This window comes from Flavobacterium saliperosum (assembly GCF_900100625.1).
GTDB classification, from domain to species: domain Bacteria; phylum Bacteroidota; class Bacteroidia; order Flavobacteriales; family Flavobacteriaceae; genus Flavobacterium; species Flavobacterium saliperosum.
In genome coordinates this window covers 479,183-499,105 of record NZ_FMTY01000003.1, presented here as the reverse complement: position 1 = coordinate 499,105, position 19,923 = coordinate 479,183, and the positions used below count along the sequence as shown (strand labels likewise).

The window sequence follows — 19,923 nt, the reverse complement described above, 5'->3', positions numbered from 1 at the left end:
GTTCCCGTTAAGGTTACCGCCTGAGCAGTACCCACAGTGGTACAGAATGGTGTAGCGTAACTAATCGTTGCTGTTGGTGCTGCAACAATGGTAACACTGGTGGTTACTGGAACCGCAGCACAACCGCCACTGGCCGGAATCGTGTACGTTACCGTATAGGTTCCCGGAGTACTCGTGCTTGGAGTAATGGCTCCCGTAGCAGCATTAATGGTTAAGCCTGCTGTGGAAGAATATGTTCCGCCCGTATATGCACCTGTTCCCGTTAAGGTTACCGCCTGAGCAGTGGCCACAGTCGTACAGAATGGTGTAGCGTAACTAATCGTTGCCGTTGGACTCGGATTTACTGTCACTAAAACTGTTTGTGGCGTTCCCAAACACCCTCCCGGACTTGAAGTTGGTGTTACCGTATAAGTAACTACCTGTACTACACTTGTCGTATTAACCAATATATTATTAATTGTACTTCCGCTTTGCGCAGTAGTACTTTCTCCTGTAACATTTGGATTTGCTGTAGCAATCCATGAAAAAGTTGATGGTATGTTAGCTGTTAGAGCAAGACCAACAGATTGATTACTACAAATCGTGACAGCTGCAGCACTAGTCATTACCGGACCAGGAGACATTACAGCTGTAAAGTTATTGGCTGGATCGGTGCCACATGCAGGGCTTGACCATGAACCTGATTCCCCATCACCACTCGTGCTGACTGTAACTCCAAGGTTTTGACCAGCAACACAGGTAGAACTAACTGTTAAATCCCAACAAAATGTCCAACTTAAACCAGTACCCGAACAGTTGTCTCCAAAGTTATCACTCGCAGCTGTACCCGCATCGGGTGTATCAAAATAAAATCCAGGTCCCCACGAACCATAACCTGAAGGAAAGAATAGCCAAGTACCATCAGATCCAGGTCCAGGAATATTTTGACAAGTTGCCGCAGGAGTTGCGTTAGTAATTGTCCCTGTCCATCCGGGTCCCATAGCAATCTGAACACCATGAAACCAGTTAGTGTTTGTTTGATTCCATTCAGTCACTGTATAACAAAAACGAACCACCTGTCCCGGAGAATAGGTCCCGTTTACAGGTAGCGGTGAAGCTGTCAATGTACTAGCACGTAAACAGTCATCACAATCAATATCATTATCTAATGTGATGGAAAAATTAGCATCGGTTGCACTTGTTGTACCACCGCTTATTTGAATATAATACGTAGTTCCTACTGTTATTGAAGGCACAGTCAAAGTTCCGTTTCCACCTCCACCGATGTTTGTACAAGCAACTCCAGTAAGATTGTTACAATTACTTCCTGTCCAAACTCCGATACTGGCACTTGGAAAACCTGCAATCGCAATATTAACTGTAGTTCCGGTTGCAACAAAACTGTACCAGGTATCCAACGCAGGAGACTGCATATTCCCTCCTCCTGAACATCCAGTAAGATAAACATAAGGATTTGCTCCCGTTGCTCCCACTGTAGTCTGATTACTCAGGGTTGTTGTTGCTCCATTTTGAAGACCTGCGACACAGGCCCCCGGAGTTGGTAAAGAACCAAAACTAGTCGCTGCATTACAATTATCATTTGCGGGTTGAGCCCATGATAATGAGCCGAAAACGGTTACGAATATAACCGATAAAACTATTTTATTTATAAAGTTCTTCATGCTACTTATTCTTTAATGTATGCTTTATTTGGACGAACTGCATGACCCTTTGCCACAAAGCCATTAGGTGAGATTGACCAAACAATCTTATCAAACTTATAATTATCAACAACAAAACACTGATCTGATAAATTAGAAGTTAAACCCTGTTCTGTTTTGGATAAAAACCTGACAACGGCTCCGTCATCCAACGTAATATCGTTCGGTTTTGAGAAATAAAAATTACCACACATGTCTGCTTTTGAAAAGGCAGATACGATAGTCTCCTTAGAGTATTTATTTCCAATTTTTAAGATTGTGAATTTTTCTCCCTTAGTTTGAGAATAAAGAGAGAAACAAAACATTGTCAGAATAAGTAGTAAAACTTTTTTCATAATGGTTTTTAATATTTGGAATTATAGTTTGTTGGTAAACATTCCAATTTATAAATAAAAAAAACAGACATGAAAACACGATTTACTAACTAGTAAAACTTCATAAAAGAAAAAAAAGAAGTAAGTGTAGCTTTCTGTCTATAAATATTATTTTTTTAAATGAAATATTAATATTTTGTTAATTAACAAATATGCAAAACTTTATGATTAAAAAAAATACATTCGCAAATTTATTTCAAAACCTTACAAACATTATTAAAAATACCAATAAACACGATGCTTCCGAAAGGAAATCATTACACAAAAAAACTTGTTTTTGTTAAAAAACAACGCTCTGTTGTAATACATTTCAACTGTTTTAATTAACATTTTAACGATAACAGGCATTTCATATTAATTAATTATCTTTGCGTGGTAACTTTTTAACTCAAAATATCCATAATGATTCACAACGACGATTTGAACGATCCGTTAGGAGAAAATCATGTAGGCACAAATGCTCAAACTCCTTTACGTTCTAATGCTTTTGACATAACTGACGACGAAAAAATAAGCCTCATTAAAAAGGACGTGGAAAACATATTGAATACACTTGGTTTAGACTTAACTGACGACAGTCTGAAAGGTACTCCAAACCGTGTGGCCAAAATGTTTGTAAAAGAGATATTCGGCGGACTTCATCCAAACAAAAAACCAAGTTCTTCGACCTTTGAAAACAAGTACAAGTATGGTGAAATGTTAGTCGAAAAAAACATTACCGTATACTCAACCTGTGAACACCACCTCTTACCTATTGTAGGTCGCGCTCATGTGGCTTATATCTCCAACGGAACCGTAGTCGGTTTATCGAAAATGAACCGTATAGTGGATTATTTCGCCAAAAGACCTCAGGTACAGGAACGTTTAACGATTCAGATTGTTCAGGAATTACAAAGAGTTTTAAACACTGATGACGTTGCCTGCGTAATCGATGCGAAACATCTTTGCGTAAATTCCCGTGGTATTCGCGATATCGAAAGCAGCACCGTAACAGCCGAATTCGGGGGAAAATTCAAAGAAGACAAAGTACGTCGTGAGTTTTTGGATTACATCAAATTAGACACCACATTTTAATTTAGTAAATAGCTAAATCAAGAAAGTATATGCACTTATATCAAAATCAGACGTTAAAGCTTTACAATTCACTTTCCGGAGAAAAAGAACTTTTCAACCCTATTCATGAAGGACATGTAGGGATGTATGTGTGCGGACCAACCGTATACAGCAATGTGCATTTGGGAAATTGTAGAACTTTCATGTCTTTTGATATGATTTACCGATACATCAAACATTTGGAGTACAAAGTACGCTACATCCGAAACATTACGGATGCCGGTCATCTAACCGACGACGGTAATGTAGATAACGATCGCTTTGTGAAACAATCCCGTCTTGAAAAGCTGGAGCCTATGGAAGTGGTTCAGAAATATACGGTTGACTTTCATAAGGTTTTGGAATTGTTCAACCTGCTACCTCCAAACATTGAACCTACCGCTACCGGACATATTCTGGAGCAAATTGAAATTACGCAGAAATTAATAGAAACCGGTTTTGCATACGAAAGCAACGGTTCCGTTTATTTTGACGTACTGGAATACAACAAAAGAGGGCTAAATTACGGCGAACTGAGTAACCGAAACATCGACGAATTACTTGCCAACACTCGTGATTTGGACGGTCAGGATGAGAAAAGAAATGCTGCCGATTTTGCCTTATGGAAAAAAGCTTCCCCGGCGCACATCATGCGTTGGTCGTCCCCATGGGGTGATGGTTTCCCCGGATGGCATCTGGAATGTACGGCGATGAGTACAAAATATTTGGGTCAACGGTTTGACATTCACGGTGGCGGAATGGATTTGAAATTCCCACATCACGAATGTGAAATTGCCCAAGGAAAAGCCTGTAACGGAACTTCTCCGGTAAATTACTGGATGCACGCCAACATGCTGACCATGAACGGACAACGAATGAGTAAATCGACCGGGAATTATATCCTCCCGATGGAATTATTCAATGGAGAAAATACCTTTTTCGAAAAAGCGTTTCATCCGAGCGTGGTGCGTTTCTGTTTTTTACAGGCCCATTACAGAAGCATCCTGGATATTTCCAATGAAGGGATGTTAGCTTCCGAAAAAGGATACAACCGATTAATGGAAGCCCTTTCGGATTTGAAAGAAATTCAGGCCGGAGTCACATCCTCTTTCGATGTGAATTCCTGGAAACAAAGCTGTTATGATGCGATGAACGACGATTTCAACAGTCCGATTCTGATTGCACAATTATTTGAAGCGGTTCGTTACATCAATTTAATGAAAGACGGAAAAGAAAGCCTTAGTCCAGCTGATTTGGAAACTTTCAAAAAGACCCTTTTCGCTTTTGTTCACGATGTTTTGGGCTTGCAGGATAAAAATGACAGTACTGTCAACAGCGACAAACTGGAAGGCGTAGTTAACATGCTGATTGGTATGCGAAATGAAGCCAGAGCCAATAAAAACTGGGGATTATCCGATGAAATTCGCGACAAATTACTGGAATTGGGCATCCAATTAAAAGACGGAAAAGACGGGACCACTTTTAGCCTTTAGTTCTGATTTCACACAAAAACGCAAATGATGGAGTATCTTTACTTCATCATTTTTTTTGAAGCACATGTTTAAAAAAATCATCATATTTCCTTTCGTACTGCTGATTCGGTTTTATCAGGTGGCTATTTCCCCTTATACTCCGGGCGTTTGTCGCTACTCGCCTACCTGTTCCCATTACACGGTGGAAGCGCTAAAAAAACACGGCCTTTTCAAAGGTGGATGGCTGGCTGTAAAACGAATCGGAAGTTGTCATCCCTGGGGTGGCAGTGGTTATGACCCGGTTCCGTGAAACAGATTGCAGATTGCAGATTGCAGAATAAAGAATTAGGAATTGGATTTTAGGAATTAAAATTTAACCTTTTCGTTAAACCAATTATAATTATATTTACCGATACAAAGAATACACTTACAATATGACACACGCTTTACACATGATTTGGAATCCTTCCGAAGGAATCGACTTAGGTTTTTTCATGATTCGTTTTTACAGTTTAATGTTCATCATCGCTTTTGGACTGGGCTGGTACATTATGAAAAACATTTATGAAAGAGAGGGTGAATCGCTTGAAAAACTGGATTCGTTATTTATTTACACCGTTTTTGCCACATTAATCGGGGCGCGTTTAGGACATGTTTTCTTTTACGATTGGGATTATTTTAAAGATCATCCCGCTGAAATTTTATTGCCATTCCGATTCAGTCCTGAGTTTGAATTCACCGGATTTGCAGGATTAGCAAGTCACGGCGCTGCCATTGCCATTATTCTGGTAATGTATTTTTACAGCAAAAAAATCATCAACAAACCCCTGCTTTGGATATTGGACCGCATTGTACTTCCGGTTTCCAGTGGTGCCATTTTTGTCCGTTTGGGTAACTTTTTCAATTCGGAAATTGTTGGAAATAAAACGGAGTCAGCTTTAGGAATCCGATTCATCAGAGACCAATACACCCCAAGAGAAGCGATGCAGGCAACGGGATTACAAGATCCTAATCAGGCTTACAATGCGATTGAAACCAATGCGCAGTTTGCCAATTTACTGGAACACGTGTTACCGAAACACCCTGCACAATTGTATGAAGCCATTGGTTATGTAGTTGTATTTGGGATATTGTTTTACCTGTATTGGAAAACCAACGCTCGCGAGAAACAAGGCTACTTATTCGGACTGTTTCTCATTCTGCTTTGGACCGTTCGTTTTGTGGTTGAGTTTGTAAAGGAGAGTCAGGGTGGTTTTGAGAGCGCTCTCGGCGTTTTCTCTACCGGACAATGGCTGAGCATCCCTTTTATCGCAATCGGCTTTTACATGATATTTAAAGCGAAGCAAAGAGAAAACAGCAATTCATAATTATAAAAATGTAAAATCCCACCACGTGTTTCACATGGTGGGATTTTTTTATGCTTTAAAAGTAACAAGGTCGTTTACACCAAATCATTTACTCAACTTATACTTCTTTCCGAGACAGGCTTAAAAAAGCGTTCTAAAGCAGTACCGGGAAGACAACGGAACCTAACTTCAATCTGCTTACTATTATCTTCATGTTAAGCAGTGTCTTCCCCGACAAATAAAATGGTTCCCCGCTACTCCTGACAGCAGTGGAAATCCTGACTTTGTGAGATTGCTTAGCAAACTCGCAATGGCAGATTACTTCACAAAGTATTATTTTATTTTGGAGTTCCGTGAATTTCATTTGGGAACGGATGGCAGGAATTACCATTGCAAACCAAGAACCAACTTCACTGTCTTAAAAACAAAAAAGCTGCCCATAAATGAGCAGCTTTTGATATATCGCGAAGTTTGATTATGCTACTTGATTAGCTTCTTCATGAAGTCTTTCCACTTCTTTCTTATCCGCTTTAGGCATAGTATCCACTAATACCGGAGTCGCTAGGAATAAAGATGAGTAAGTCCCAACACCGATACCGATTAGCATTGCGAAGATGAAACCACGAATGGACTCACCACCGAATACAAACATAATTGCCAATACCATAATCATCGTTAAAGAGGTGTTGATGGTTCTTGATAACGTTGTATTAATCGAATCGTTTACGATTTTATTGAAATCCCCTTTTGTATTTCCGCCGATGAACTCACGGATACGGTCGAATACAATTACGGTGTCATTCATGGAGTATCCGATAACGGTAAGAATCGCCGCAATGAAATGCTGATCCATTTCCATATGGAAAGGCATGAATTTATAACATAACGAGTACACTCCCAATACGAAAATTACGTCGTGTGCCACAGCAGCAATTGCGCCTAAGGAATACTGCCATTTGCGGAATGAAATTGCAAGGTATAAACCTACCACTAACATGGCTCCCAATACAGCCCAATAAGAATTCGTCTTGATATCATCCGAAACCGAAGCGCTTACTTTAGATGCAGAAACCACTCCTAATGTTTTACCTTCAGCCGTGTTGATGAACTGATCGTAAGAAATATTGTTAGAATAATGTTTTTTCAAACCGTTATACAATTTCTCATTTACTTCCTTATCTACACCAGCGCCAACTTCCTGAACTTTATATTTGGTAATGATTCGCATTTGATTAGCGGCACCAAATTGTTTCACTTCTACGTTTACACCAAACTCTTTTCCTAATTCTTCAGAAATTTCAGAAGGCGTAACCGGTTTTTCAAATTTTACCTGGAAGGTTCTACCTCCAACGAAGTCAACCCCTTCATCCAATCCGTTTACAGCAAATGAAATACAGCTACCGATAACGATAAGACTGGAAATGGCATAAGTCCATTTTTTCGCGCCTAAGAAATTATAGTTAAAGTTGGTAAACCAATTTTTAGAAAGACTCGTAGTGAATGTAATTTTTCTTCCTGCAGCCGCATCTTTATCCAAGAACATTCTTGCGATGAAAATAGCCGTGAACAATGAAGTGAATACACCAATTAACAATGTCGTTGCGAAACCTTTGATTGGTCCTGTTCCGAAAATGAAAAGGATCAAACCAGTAAGGATATGCGTAACGTTCGCATCAATGATAGAACGCATCGCACCATGCCAGCTATAAGAAGTGATAATGGAGTCTAAAAGTGATTTACCCGATCTTAATTCTTCTTTGGCTCTTTCATAGATAATGATGTTCGCATCTACTGCCGTACCCATTGTTAATACGATACCAGCAATACCAGGCAACGTTAACACCGCACCTAAACTTGCCAAGATTCCGAATAAGAACAGTAAGTTCACCAATAAAGCAACGTTAGCATACCAACCTGCTCTACCATAATAAACCACCATCCATAAACATACCAATAGCAAACCTACTACAGAAGACATGATACCGTTATCAATAGCCTGCTGACCCAAAGATGGACCAACTACTTCTGATTGTACAATCTCTGCAGAAGCCGGTAATTTACCCGCTCTTAAAATGTTAGCTAAGTCTTTGGTTTCCGTTACATCGAAAACACCTGAAATTTCTGAACGCCCACCTGCAATTGGTCCGGTAGAAACACCCGGCGCAGAATAAACGATATTATCCAATACAATAGCAATATTACTTTGCTGTGTAAATGCTTTTCCAGTTAATTCTTCCCAAGATTTTGCTCCGGAAGCATTCATTTGCATGGTTACTGAAGGTCTTCCCATTTGGTCAAAAGACTCGGAAGCATCAACAATAACACCACCACTTAATGGAGGAATACCACTTCTGTTTGTTTTAAGCGCATATAACTCAACAACATCAGGAGTTTTTGAATTTAATTTACCCCATACAAAACGAGCGAAACGCTGTTCTGCAGGCAATAAAGCGCGAATATCTTCTCTTTTTAAATACGCATTTACTTTAGCGGTATCTTTTGGATTAAAGTAAGCCAAAACCGGACCACCTTGTTGTCCGCCACCTTTTACTAAATCCAATAAAGGATTGTTTCCTTTTTTAACCGCAGTCGAATCATTTGCTTTTGAAGTCAACAAAGAGTCAATATCAGAAGTTTTTGGAGCCGCTTTATCCAATACCGGTTTTTCCGTTTTCTTTAAAGCTTCGTTAGCTGCCATTAAGAAATTAGAAATTTCGTCGGTTTTGTACGTTTCCCAAAACTCTAATTGAGCGGTACTTTGTAATAATTTCTGGATACGGTCGATATCTTTAGCACCAGGAAGTTCTACCAAGATTCTTCCTGACTCCCCTAATTTTTGAATGTTTGGTTGTGTAACACCGAATTTGTCGATACGCTCTCTCAATACGTTGAAAGCACTCTCGATAGACTCACCAACTTTCTTTCTGATAATGGTTTTCGTTTCATTATCCGACATTTTAAAATTAATCTCACTTAAATTTCTGTTGGCAAAAATTTCAGGGGATGATAATTTTGTTGTTCCGTTGGAAACTTTGTCAAAAGCAATAAAGAAAGCATCCAGGTAATCCTGATTTCCTTCTCTGTTTTTTGTAGCTTCTGCTAAAGCCTGGTTGAAAACCGGATTTTTTGAATTGTTTGCCAATCCTTTCAATACGTCTTTAACCGAAATCTGAAGCGTTACGTTAATACCGCCTTCAAGGTCAAGACCCTTGTTGATCTGTTTTGCTCTTACATCGTTAAATGTATGCCCCAAAAACACTTTTTCTTTACCAATAGAGTCTAAGTAAAACAGTTCTTTTTTAGAATCACCGTGAGCGAATTCTTTTGCTTTACTTTCGATATTATTGGTAACAACTGTGAAGGAAAGTTGGTAAATACTTACCAATGCAAATAAAATTGCAAAAAATTTAATAAGTCCTTTATTCTGCATTATTACTAAAAATTAATTATTCTTTTTTTTCAAAAACGAGCAAATATATACTTTACAGTATTATTTACCAATTTATTTCTTAATTATATCCAAAAAAAAGACTGCCCGAAGCAGTCTTCTCAATATTTTGTTGCAATATTATGCCAAAACCGATTTCAAATCGGCGTTCATAGCGCGAACTGCGTCGGCACTTTTAGCAAAAGCGGCTTTTTCTGTATCATTTAATTTAATATCCACAATCGCTTCGATTCCGTTTTTACCGATGATACAAGGCACACCCATACAGATATCTTCCTGACCGTATTCTCCCTCAAGGAAAACCGAACACGGAATCATTTTACGTTGATCGTTTAGGATGCTGTCTACCAAATACGCCACCGAAGCTCCGGGAGCATACCAGGCTGAAGTTCCCAACAATCCTGTTAAAGTAGCACCACCTACCATAGTATCCGCTGCCACTTTATCCATTTCTTCCTGAGAAAGATAGGTTGAAACCGGAGTTCCACAGTACGAAGCCAAACGCGTTAAAGGAATCATGGTTGTGTCACCATGACCACCGATAACCATTCCGTCCACATCATTAGCCGGTTTGTTTAACGCTTTTGATAAATAATATTTGAAACGCGAACTGTCTAAAGCACCACCCATTCCGATGATTCTGTTTTTAGGCAATCCCGTCGCTTTTAAAGTTAAATAGGTCATGGTATCCATTGGATTGGAAACCACAACTATAATTGCGTTTGAAGAATGCTGTAACACGTTATCTGCCACTGTTTTCACAATTCCGGCGTTGATTCCGATCAACTCTTCACGAGTCATTCCCGGTTTTCTAGGAATACCTGATGTAATCACCACTACATCACTTCCTGCTGTTTTCGAATAATCGTTTGTACTTCCCGAAACGCGAGTGTTAAAACCTGTTGTTGTTGCACATTGCGAAATATCCATAGCCTTACCTTCAGCAAAACCTTCTTTGATATCTAACAAAACTACCTCACTTGCAATTCCTCTGTATGAAATTACATCCGCACAAGTGGCTCCTACATTTCCTGCGCCAACTATCGTTACTTTCATGATATTATATAATTTTTGGGTTGGTTATTTATAAAGTGATAAATATATTAAATTTAAAATTCATATTGAACGGAAAAGTTGGTATTAACAAACTTTCCGAATCCGATTACCGATTGCAGATACACTTTTTTGATCTGATACCGCCCGGAAATCTCACCGATAACATTCGTCTTGGTTTTGTAAATCTCTTCCAGTCTTTTGTTCAAAATTTCCTGAAGCGGGATAACCTCTTCAGTCTCCCCTTTTTCCCCACCTACCACATATTTGAACTTGCTTGTATTGGCAATAATTCCGGCCATCAGTTCAAAATTTTTAAATTCTTTGGAACCGTTCACCTGAAACTGCCAGGTATCCACCAAACCGTTAAGTCGGTTAATACCAAGGCTTCCGTATTGTGTGGGAATCGATATGAAATCAAAACTGATGTCTTCTTTTGAATACACTGCCAAAACAGCCAAATGGATTTTATTCGCTTCCAGTTTCTTGAAATACTGACTGAAATTATGTTTCAATCCGAAGCCGTACACCTGATAATCGCCTTTTTTCAACTTGGTTTTGGTGGAATATTTCACCAATGCTTCCGTTCCGAACCATAACCCGACAGAACCTTGCAGGTAAGGATAAAAAATGGTTTCCTGATCGATTCCTTCCGGACTTTTCAATCGGATTTCCTCGCCATCCAAATCCCCCACCAAATAAACCTGAGAATCATTCCCCATAGCCGTTGGCACCGTAGCCGAGGTGGCTCCTTCAATCTGAAAAAAAGAAAAATCGCTGTTCTTGATTCCGAAACTTCGGTCGCGTTTCGGAACAAAAAAGACATTAGAATGCAACCCTAAAGTCACATCCCAAAGTTTACGTTTCTTGGGTGAAGTCATCCAACCCGAAGCCGCCTGATATACTGCCGCATCCGTAGCCGGTGTAATGTATTGATCGGAAAAGAATAAGGCATCATTAAGCAGATGCCCTATATCTTCAAAGGTTTGTGATGTTTGCGATTGCGCCTTATTTGCAAAACACAAAAAAGCCATCAAAAGCACCGATATTTTAACCGATTTACGCATCAATTTTAGCGTAAGCCGCATTTTTCTCAATAAACTCTCTACGTGGCGGAACTTCGTCTCCCATCAGCATCGAGAATACCCTGTCTGCTTCTGCCAAACTGTCAATTCCAATCTGACGAAGGGTTCTGAATTCCGGATTCATCGTAGTTTCCCACAACTGTTCCGCGTTCATCTCTCCAAGACCTTTATAACGCTGGATTGTGAATCCACTACCCATTCTTGAAGAAATCTCATCACGTTGCGCATCGGTCCAGGCGTACTCTTTTTTATTTCCTTTTTTCACCATATATAATGGTGGCGTAGCGATGTAAACGTAGCCATTTTCGATAAGTTCACGCATGTATCGGAAGAAGAACGTCAAAATCAAAGTGGCAATATGACTACCATCGACGTCGGCATCACACATGATGACTACTTTATGGTAACGCAATTTTTCAAGGTTCAGGGCTTTACTGTCTTCCGCAGTTCCGATAGTTACCCCTAATGCCGTAAAAATATTTCGAATCTCTTCGTTTTCAAACACTTTGTGATGCATTGCTTTTTCCACGTTCAAAATCTTACCACGCAATGGCATGATCGCTTGGAAGGCTCTGTCACGGCCTTGTTTAGCCGTTCCGCCCGCCGAGTCTCCCTCGACGAAGAACACTTCACATTTTGCCGGATCCTGTTCCGAACAATCGGACAATTTACCCGGTAATCCACCGCCACCCATAACGGTTTTACGCTGCACCATTTCACGGGCTTTTTTCGCCGCATGACGCGCCTGCGCTGCAAGGATTACTTTCTGAACGATGATTTTGGCATCATTCGGATTCTCCTCTAAATAGCTTTCCAGCATCTCGGCTACTGCCTGACTTACCGGAGAAACCACTTCACGGTTACCCAATTTGGTTTTGGTCTGCCCTTCGAACTGAGGCTCGGAAACTTTTACCGAAACAATGGCCGTTAAACCTTCACGGAAGTCATCTCCGGAAATTTCAAACTTCAGCTTTTCCAACAAACCCGAAGCATCCGCGTATTTTTTCAGCGTACGGGTTAACCCCATACGGAAACCCTGCAAATGCGTTCCTCCTTCGTGCGTATTGATATTATTTACATAAGAGAAAATATTCTCCGAATAACTTTCATTGTAAATCAGGGCCACTTCCACCGGAACTTCGCCTTTTTCATTTTCCATGCTGATTACATGCGAAATAATCGGAATACGGTTTCCGTCCAGGAACTTAACGAATTCTTTCAGTCCTTCTTTCGAATGGAATACTTCACCGGCAAATTTTCCGTCTTTATCAACTTCTCTTCTGTCGGTTAACGAAACCGTAATCCCTTTGTTCAGGAACGACAACTCACGCATACGCGCTGCCAAAGTATCATACGAATACTCCGTGGTTTGCGTAAAAATCGTATCATCCGGAGTAAAGGTTACCGTAGTACCTCGCTTATCCGTTTCCCCGATTTGTTTTACAGGATATAATGCTTTTCCTTTTTCATACTCCTGCTCATAGATTTTACCGTCTTTGAAAACCGTTGCACGCAAATGGTTGGAAAGCGCGTTCACACACGACACTCCAACTCCGTGCAAACCTCCGGAAACCTTATAGGAATCCTTATCGAATTTACCTCCGGCACCAATTTTGGTCATTACAACCTGTAGCGCGGAAACCCCTTCTTTTTTGTGAATATCTACCGGAATTCCACGACCGTTATCTTCAACGGTAATCGAATTATCCTCATTAATTGTTACATGAATAGTATCGCAATGTCCGGCCAACGCCTCATCAATCGAGTTATCCACTACTTCATAAACCAAGTGGTGAAGACCTCTAACTCCCGTATCCCCAATGTACATCGAAGGACGCATTCTTACGTGCTCCATACCTTCCAGTGCCTGAATACTGTCTGCCGAATAATTGTGTTTCTTTACTTCTTCGCTCATAATCTATATTCTGAATGTGTATTTTTTTGTCTAACGAGCAAATATATGAAAACGAAGATGATTTATAGTTAAAATTAAGCCTTTTAAACGTTTAAGTTATTAACAAAAAGACCTGTTTTATTAACCTTTTCTCGAGTACTAAAATATTGATTTTGGTTTTTGGGAGCGAATCGTCCGGGCTTGTCAGGAAACCCTGTTCCTGCTGTACGTTCTATCTTTTGCTCCGCAAAAGGATGCCACTCCCATCAGGGCTGAGAAGTTACTTTATTTCTTTCTGGTTTGGAAGTAAAAAACCACCCCACCCTACGGGCACCCCTCCAAAGGAGGGGAAGAAAAAAACGCCGGTATTGCTACCGACGCCTTTAAACAAACAAACTAATCACATTTATAAAATCATATTGCTTGAACAGCAAAGTCGCTTTTTACGTGAGCCGCATTGGCTCTTCCGCTCGGATCTTGGTTGGACTGCCATTTCGGAATCCATTTTCGAACGGTTTTGGCCGCACTTTCCTGAGGAAAATGCTTATGAAAAATCGTTCTGTAAAAGAACGCTTCTTTCGTTGCCGGTGTGTTGTACGGAAACAATACCGCCGCTTTTTCAAATTCAACATCCGTAACCTGAGACGCACAATAGTCGATTAAAGTATCAATCCAGTTATAGCCCACCCCATCTGAAAACTGTTCTTTCTGACGCCATAAAATGCGCTCCGGTAAATACGGTCGTTCCGACGTATCGAAGGCTTTACGCAGAATGTATTTCTCGATGCCGTCGTAGGTTTTCGGCATTTTTTCTTCCGGTTGGATTTTGATTGCTAATTCCAGGAAAGCTTTGTCCAAAAACGGCACGCGAGCTTCCAATCCGTGGGCCATTGTGGATTTATCGGCGCGAAGCAAATCGGCAGTTGATAATCGCTGTACGCGCTCAATGGTTTCCTTCTGAAAATCGGCTACGCTTGGCGCGTTTCTGAAATACAGATAGCCACCGAAAATCTCATCCGAACCTTCACCGGAAAGCACCACTTTAATCCCCATATCTGTAATTGCTTTTGAAAGAAAATACATTGGCGTGCTCGCGCGAATGGACGTCACATCATAGGTTTCCAGATGCCAGATCAATTTATCCAGAATTTGAATCCCTTCTTCAATCGTGAAATGAATTTCGTGGTGTTCCGTTCCTAAGAAATCGGCCACTTCTCTTGCTGCAACAGCATCCGGAGCATCGGCATCCAAGCCAATCGAGAAGGAATGCAGTTTTTGTCCGCCTTCCTCTTTCATAATTCGGGAAGCAATTGAGGAGGTTAACGATGAATCCAAACCGCCGGAAAGCAACACTCCGATTGGCACATCGCTCATCAGACGTTTTCGTACTGCTTCGGTTAAGGCTTCGCGAATGGCTTTCAAATCGAGTTTTTCAACCGCTTTTGATTCGTCTTCCCATTTGGGTTCGTAGTATTTTACAAGACCGGTTTTAGGCGTGTAAAAATGTCCCGGAGGAAAAGCTTCAAACGATTCACATTGGTCGGCAAGGGATTTCATTTCGGAAGCGAAATACAAACGTCCTTCTTGATCTTTTCCGTAATACAAAGGCTTTACGCCCAGCGGATCACGACCGGCGATAAAATCATCCCCATCGATGACCACGAAAGCAAAAATACCGTCTAATTTATCACAGAAATCATACCCGAATTCCTCATATAAATGCACAATTACTTCGGAATCGGAAGTCGTGCGGAACGCATGGTGTTTTAAAACTGTTTCACGCAATATTTGATGGTTGTAGATTTCGCCATTGTGCACCATCCATGCGGAAGCCGTTCCCTGAATGGGTTGTTTTCCGGTATGTAAATCGACAATCGATAATCGTTCGTGGCTCAAAAAATGACCTTTTTCGGTCACATGTAAATCACTTTCATCGGGTCCGCGATGGGACATTCTTTTGGATAATTGCTTTACTAAAGTTTCCTCTGCTCCTTTTCCTATAACTGCCAATATTCCGCACATAATTATTCTCTTTAAGTTTTATTATGAAACAAAATTGCAGTATAAAGTTTTAATTCTAAACCTTAAATCGATATTCAATTATAATTTGTTACTTTAAAATTGAATTTACAATAAATATGAAATATTTTGTATTAAAAATAGGCGATTTGGATTACAGATTGTAATTTGAGGCAAATCCAAGAAGTAAAAGGTTTATCCTTTAGCCCTGATGGGAGAGGAAATCCTGGCACTGTGAGATTGCCGCGCAAGCTCGCAATGACAAATTGCAAAGGACAGCAGGAATTGCCATCGCAAATAAGCCCTCCCGATAGCTATCGGGACATTCGCTCCAAAAAAAATCCCAAACCTATGCTTGGGGTATTGCTTTATTTCACTTGTTTTCCTTTAACAAACGTGTTTGCGGGTTTGACATACGGCACGCCGTCGATATCCATGGTCATGATATCCGTATCGAAAATGATAAAATCGGCCCATTTACCGACTTCCAGACTTCCTTTTTCATTTTCTTCGAAATTGGAATAAGCGGCCCAGATGGTCATCCCTTTTAATGTTTCTTCACGTGTTAAGGCATTTTCCGGCAAGAAACCACCTTCCGGATAGTTCTTCAGGTCTTTGCGTGCTACGGCGGCGTAAAAGGTATACATCGGGTTGACTTCTTCAATCGGGAAATCCGTTCCCAGAGCAATTAATCCGGCTTTACTTAGCATTTTTTTATAGGCGTAGGCATTTTTGATGCGCTCCTTACCCACTCTGTCGGCAGCCCAATACATATCGGACGTGGCGTGTGTAGGCTGAACGGACGGAATGATGCCGAGTTTAAAATACTCGAAATCCTGTTCCTGCATGATTTGTGCGTGTTCTATCTTCCAGCGTCTGTCGGGTTTTCCGGCAAGGACATCTTTATAAATTTTCAGCAAAACCGTATTGGTGGAATCTCCAATCGCGTGGGTATTCATTTGGTAGTCCGAATCGGCAATCTGTTGTGCGATTTGACGAATGTCTTTTATCGGCGAAAGCAAAGCTCCGAAATGCTTGGGTTTATCGGAATAAGCCTTGTGCAGACAAGCACCACGCGAACCCAAAGCGCCATCACCCATAAATTTGAAAGAACGTACGTTGATTTTGTCTGTTCTATATGTCCCCAATTGGGTGTAATGATCCACATTTTCTTTGGAAGCCATCACCATCGCGTAAATATTGATGTCCAGTTGGTTTTCCTGTTGCAGGCTGTCAATCAAATCGATGGTTTCACGCTCCAAACCCGCTTCGTTGATTGTAGTCAGGCCATAATCGAACATTACTTTTTCTGCTGCTTTTAAAGCATTGACTTGGGTTTGTTTTGAGGGTTTCGGAATACTGCTGTAGACCAATTCCATGGGATTGTCGATTAGAATTCCGGTTAACTGTCCGTTTTTCAACTCGATTTGCCCGCCTTCGATTTTGGTTTTTGGAGTGATTCCGGCGAGTTGCAATGCTTTTGAATTGGCCAACAACGCGTGCCCGTCAATTCGGGTAATGGCAACCGGTGTATTGGGAAAAAGTTTATCTAAAGCGTCTTTTGTTGGAAATTCTTTTACCGCCCAATCATTCTGATCCCAGCCTCTTCCCTGAATATAAGGCAGGTTTTTTTCTTTCTGAAAAGCGATTACTTTTTCTATTACTTCCTCAAAACTTTTGGTGCCGCGTAAATCGACGGTTTGAAGATTCATTCCGTAGCTATAAAAATGGGCATGCGCATCGTAAAATCCGGGATAAACGAATTTGTTCTTAGCGTTTATTATATTTGGGGAAGTGTATTTTTTTTGAATGGCTGCCGAAGTTCCGATTTCGATGATTTTACCTTCGGCAACGGCAAAAGCTTCTGCTTTATCGAAGTTTCTGTTTACGGTATAAATGGTTGCGTTGGTTACAATCACATCAGCTTGTTGCTTTTTTTGAGCATGAATGAAATTGGCAACTAAAACCGAAAAAAGCAGGAATTTAAGTTTCATTTTCAGCAATTTTTATTTGCTAAAATAGTGAATTACGCTATATGTTCAATCGTAAAATTTGAACCGTTCACAACTACAACATCATTAACCTGTTTTCCCATTAACTGCGAACCCAATGGAGATTGCGACGAAAGTGCTAAAACCGTGATGCCGTCTATGGTGATTTTCGGTAAGGCAGCGCTAATAAAAAGCTGTAATCCGTTGGCCTTTACCAGACTTCCGATGGCAACTCGCTGACTTTCGACGGAAATATCAATTTTACCCAAAATCTCTTTAAAATGAAGGGCTTCCTGAAGTTTCGCGCTGAGTTTTTCCTGTTCCAGATGCATCATCGACAAAGCGGTTTCGTGCTTATCGCCTGCTGAACTTTTAGCATCATTTTGCGCATCATCGGCCAGACCGGAAATCATGTCGCGATAGACATCAATTTTATCCTGAAGCAGGGTTAAATGATGATGAAGTATTTTTTGTTTGAAAGTCATTTTATTTTGCCTCTAAGGCGCTAAGACACAAAAAAAATTTACATGAAAAATAAATACAAAAGTCACAAAACAATTAAAAAAAGCTTTGCGACTTGGTGTCTTTGTGGCATTAACTATTAAAAATCAAATTTATAATTCGCTCCAATTAAGAACTGAAAGCCCTGCACCGGATAATTCATCCAACGCTCGTATTGTTGGTTGGCGATGTTATTCAGCTTCAGGAAACCGGTTAAGCGTTCGCTGTGTTTGTAACCCAAGTGTGCGTTCAAATCAAAATAGCTATCTAAAGTGACAGCTTTTTGTATAAATGGATTTAACGGATCCATACTGTCAACTGTTGTAAACATATCTTTACGTTCGCCTACAAAGAAAATGTTGGTTCCCGCGTACCATTTCTTAGTGATATTCACGTCCAGATTTGCGCCGACTTTCATACTTGGTAAATTCCATGCTTCGGCTTGGTCTGTAGTATAACTGTTGAATGTTCCGTTGATACCGAAAGCTACATTTTTAGAAAAATCCATTTTAAGTTCTCCGAAAACACTTATGGTTGTAAGGTTATCATATACAACTCCGAAAGAGTTTCCGTAGGTATAGCCCAAAACATTCACATTTGAAATCTCATACGGGTTGGCCATAAAGAAAGCTTTATCGTCTTCCGCCATATACGACCCTCTAACATTGAAAGCCACGGTATTTGCCAATTTTCCTTTCAAGCCCACATACACATCATATTGCTGATTGGTTGGCGCGATGGCTAATGTTGGCGATACGAATTTGTTTTCCTCTACAAAGTCCGCGAAGGTGTTTTGCTTTAGCGTTCCTTCGGCTCCGGCGTAGGCAATCATGATGTCTCCTACCAATTTATACGATGCTTTTACCTGCGGGAAAATATAGAATTTTCCATCCGTCTCATTATTGAATTTTCCTGAACTGTAAAAGAAACCTGCTCCGGCCTGAACCGACAAATCGTCCTGCTGCAATAAAATGCTTGGCTGAACTCCGAAATTCAAGTAACTATATGAAATATCCGAAATGGCAGAATAATCTTTTTCGAAACTTCCTCCTACGTAATCCGCGACGAAATCGGCTTTGAATTTATAATTATCTACTTCAAAATCGATGCCCGGTTTGATGAAAAATCGGTTTTCCTGAGAACCGTGCGAATCCCAAAAGCGTTTGAACTGCAGCGAGGTTTCGTTCATAAAACTATCTTTCATCCCTAATTTCGCTCCTAAACTAAGTGTCTGATAGGTTTGCTGTTCGCTGATTCCGTTGATAACCTCATCGGTAAACGCGACAAATTCAGTTGGCAATCCGTACCAGTTGTACATTTGATGTTTGTACCCCAAATCGGCATTCCAGTCCATTTCACGGGTACGGCTTCCGTAAGTCAGATCCAACGCCGTATTATAATACTTGTCGTCTAATTTCACATCGTTGATTCCGCCCTGAGAAGACAAGTGACGCAACATTCCGCCCACATAATCCGTATTGCTCAAATTCTCGGTAATGAATAATTCTCCATTCACCGTTCCGTAGCTCCCCACCCCTAAAGTGGCATAATTTTTAAAGATGCGCTCTTTGGCCGATTTATCCACATCAGCCGCCCTGCCTTTTGCAGGCGTAAACGTGGAGGCTACCGGAAACGAGAAAATATTGTATTTGATTTCCTCTTTCTGCGTGTTGGTTTCGTCTTCGATAACCGGTGTTTCTTTCACTTTAAAGGCATCGGAAATGGTAGGGGTGTATGGTTTTACCACGTTTACGACTTCCGTTCCTATGTTTTCATCTTTCTTTTGCGCAAAGGTTTGTAATCCGATGAAAAGAAAGGTAATGGCTGTTATATACTTGAATGTCTTGCTCATGTTTAATTGATTTAGGGAAAAGAGATAAGGGAAAAGTGTCTGCATATGATTTCAGTTCCGATATTTTAAATTCTTCCTTCTATTTTTCTGATTTCT

The 19,923-nt window shown here is 40.5% G+C and carries 14 protein-coding genes; 4 read left to right on the top strand and 10 right to left on the bottom strand.

Features of this window, described 5'->3' with window-relative positions; genetic code table 11:
• The coding region (locus BLQ05_RS08610; RefSeq protein ID WP_143000927.1) for a PKD-like domain-containing protein at window positions 1-1,661 on the bottom strand (1,661 nt) is incomplete at its 3' end.
• A gap of 5 nt (window positions 1,662-1,666) precedes the next feature.
• A complete protein-coding gene (locus BLQ05_RS08605; protein ID WP_035654648.1) occupies window positions 1,667-2,035 on the bottom strand; it encodes a hypothetical protein in 369 nt (122 codons plus the stop codon).
• A 441-nt stretch (window positions 2,036-2,476) separates the two neighbouring features.
• On the opposite strand from BLQ05_RS08605, the gene folE reads away from it, so the two are divergent.
• The 4 genes from folE to lgt all read left to right on the top strand — a co-directional run bounded on the left by folE (window position 2,477) and on the right by lgt (window position 6,005).
• Window positions 2,477-3,148: a GTP cyclohydrolase I FolE gene (gene folE, locus BLQ05_RS08600; RefSeq protein WP_023576947.1), complete on the top strand. Its 672-nt coding sequence runs from the start codon at window positions 2,477-2,479 to the stop codon at window positions 3,146-3,148.
• Between the two features lie 29 nt (window positions 3,149-3,177).
• Window positions 3,178-4,659: a cysteine--tRNA ligase gene (gene cysS / locus BLQ05_RS08595; RefSeq protein ID WP_023576948.1), complete on the top strand. Its 1,482-nt coding sequence runs from the start codon at window positions 3,178-3,180 to the stop codon at window positions 4,657-4,659.
• Between the two features lie 64 nt (window positions 4,660-4,723).
• Window positions 4,724-4,948, top strand: coding sequence for a membrane protein insertion efficiency factor YidD (yidD, locus tag BLQ05_RS08590; RefSeq protein ID WP_023576949.1), 225 nt, complete (start codon window positions 4,724-4,726; stop codon window positions 4,946-4,948).
• Window positions 4,949-5,072: 124 nt separating this feature from the next.
• Window positions 5,073-6,005 (top strand): prolipoprotein diacylglyceryl transferase, encoded by a 933-nt coding sequence (gene lgt, locus BLQ05_RS08585; RefSeq protein WP_023576950.1) that lies wholly within the window; start codon window positions 5,073-5,075, stop codon window positions 6,003-6,005.
• Window positions 6,006-6,459: 454 nt separating this feature from the next.
• On the opposite strand, the gene secDF is transcribed toward lgt, so the two are convergent.
• The 8 genes from secDF to BLQ05_RS08545 all read right to left on the bottom strand — a co-directional run bounded on the left by secDF (window position 6,460) and on the right by BLQ05_RS08545 (window position 19,827).
• Window positions 6,460-9,414 (bottom strand): protein translocase subunit SecDF, encoded by a 2,955-nt coding sequence (secDF, locus tag BLQ05_RS08580; protein WP_023576951.1) that lies wholly within the window; start codon window positions 9,412-9,414, stop codon window positions 6,460-6,462.
• 138 nt (window positions 9,415-9,552) lie between these two features.
• The gene (locus BLQ05_RS08575) at window positions 9,553-10,488 is read right to left on the bottom strand and encodes a malate dehydrogenase (protein WP_023576952.1); all 936 of its coding nucleotides are present in this window, start codon (window positions 10,486-10,488) and stop codon (window positions 9,553-9,555) included.
• Window positions 10,489-10,541: 53 nt separating this feature from the next.
• A complete protein-coding gene (locus BLQ05_RS08570) occupies window positions 10,542-11,573 on the bottom strand; it encodes a DUF6588 family protein (protein ID WP_238321147.1) in 1,032 nt (343 codons plus the stop codon).
• Window positions 11,545-13,485, bottom strand: a complete 1,941-nt coding sequence (gyrB, locus tag BLQ05_RS08565; RefSeq protein WP_023576953.1) for a DNA topoisomerase (ATP-hydrolyzing) subunit B — start codon at window positions 13,483-13,485, stop codon at window positions 11,545-11,547. The genes BLQ05_RS08570 and gyrB overlap by 29 nt, the downstream gene beginning before the upstream one ends.
• 393 nt (window positions 13,486-13,878) lie before the next feature.
• Window positions 13,879-15,486: an asparagine synthase B gene (gene asnB / locus BLQ05_RS08560; protein ID WP_023576954.1), complete on the bottom strand. Its 1,608-nt coding sequence runs from the start codon at window positions 15,484-15,486 to the stop codon at window positions 13,879-13,881.
• Between the two features lie 365 nt (window positions 15,487-15,851).
• A complete protein-coding gene (locus BLQ05_RS08555) occupies window positions 15,852-17,477 on the bottom strand; it encodes an amidohydrolase (protein WP_023576955.1) in 1,626 nt (541 codons plus the stop codon).
• A 32-nt stretch (window positions 17,478-17,509) separates the two neighbouring features.
• Entirely contained in the window at window positions 17,510-17,959 is a 450-nt protein-coding gene (locus tag BLQ05_RS08550) for a hypothetical protein (protein WP_023576956.1), read from the bottom strand.
• Window positions 17,960-18,075: 116 nt separating this feature from the next.
• Entirely contained in the window at window positions 18,076-19,827 is a 1,752-nt protein-coding gene (locus tag BLQ05_RS08545; RefSeq protein WP_035654650.1) for a TonB-dependent receptor, read from the bottom strand.
• Window positions 19,828-19,923 lie beyond the last annotated feature (96 nt).

Bases quoted from the DNA above. Each gene is read 5' to 3' on its own strand.
- gyrB (WP_023576953.1), bottom strand. From the start codon at position 13,485: ATGAGCGAAGAAGTAAAGAAACACAATTATTCGGCAGACAGTATTCAG.
- yidD (WP_023576949.1), top strand. From the start codon at position 4,724: ATGTTTAAAAAAATCATCATATTTCCTTTCGTACTGCTGATTCGGTTT.
- folE (WP_023576947.1), top strand. From the start codon at position 2,477: ATGATTCACAACGACGATTTGAACGATCCGTTAGGAGAAAATCATGTA.
- lgt (WP_023576950.1), top strand. From the start codon at position 5,073: ATGACACACGCTTTACACATGATTTGGAATCCTTCCGAAGGAATCGAC.
- BLQ05_RS08555 (WP_023576955.1), bottom strand. From the start codon at position 17,477: ATGAAACTTAAATTCCTGCTTTTTTCGGTTTTAGTTGCCAATTTCATT.
- BLQ05_RS08575 (WP_023576952.1), bottom strand. From the start codon at position 10,488: ATGAAAGTAACGATAGTTGGCGCAGGAAATGTAGGAGCCACTTGTGCG.
- BLQ05_RS08550 (WP_023576956.1), bottom strand. From the start codon at position 17,959: ATGACTTTCAAACAAAAAATACTTCATCATCATTTAACCCTGCTTCAG.
- BLQ05_RS08605 (WP_035654648.1), bottom strand. From the start codon at position 2,035: ATGAAAAAAGTTTTACTACTTATTCTGACAATGTTTTGTTTCTCTCTT.
- BLQ05_RS08570 (WP_238321147.1), bottom strand. From the start codon at position 11,573: ATGCGGCTTACGCTAAAATTGATGCGTAAATCGGTTAAAATATCGGTG.
- cysS (WP_023576948.1), top strand. From the start codon at position 3,178: ATGCACTTATATCAAAATCAGACGTTAAAGCTTTACAATTCACTTTCC.
- BLQ05_RS08545 (WP_035654650.1), bottom strand. From the start codon at position 19,827: ATGAGCAAGACATTCAAGTATATAACAGCCATTACCTTTCTTTTCATC.
- secDF (WP_023576951.1), bottom strand. From the start codon at position 9,414: ATGCAGAATAAAGGACTTATTAAATTTTTTGCAATTTTATTTGCATTG.
- asnB (WP_023576954.1), bottom strand. From the start codon at position 15,486: ATGTGCGGAATATTGGCAGTTATAGGAAAAGGAGCAGAGGAAACTTTA.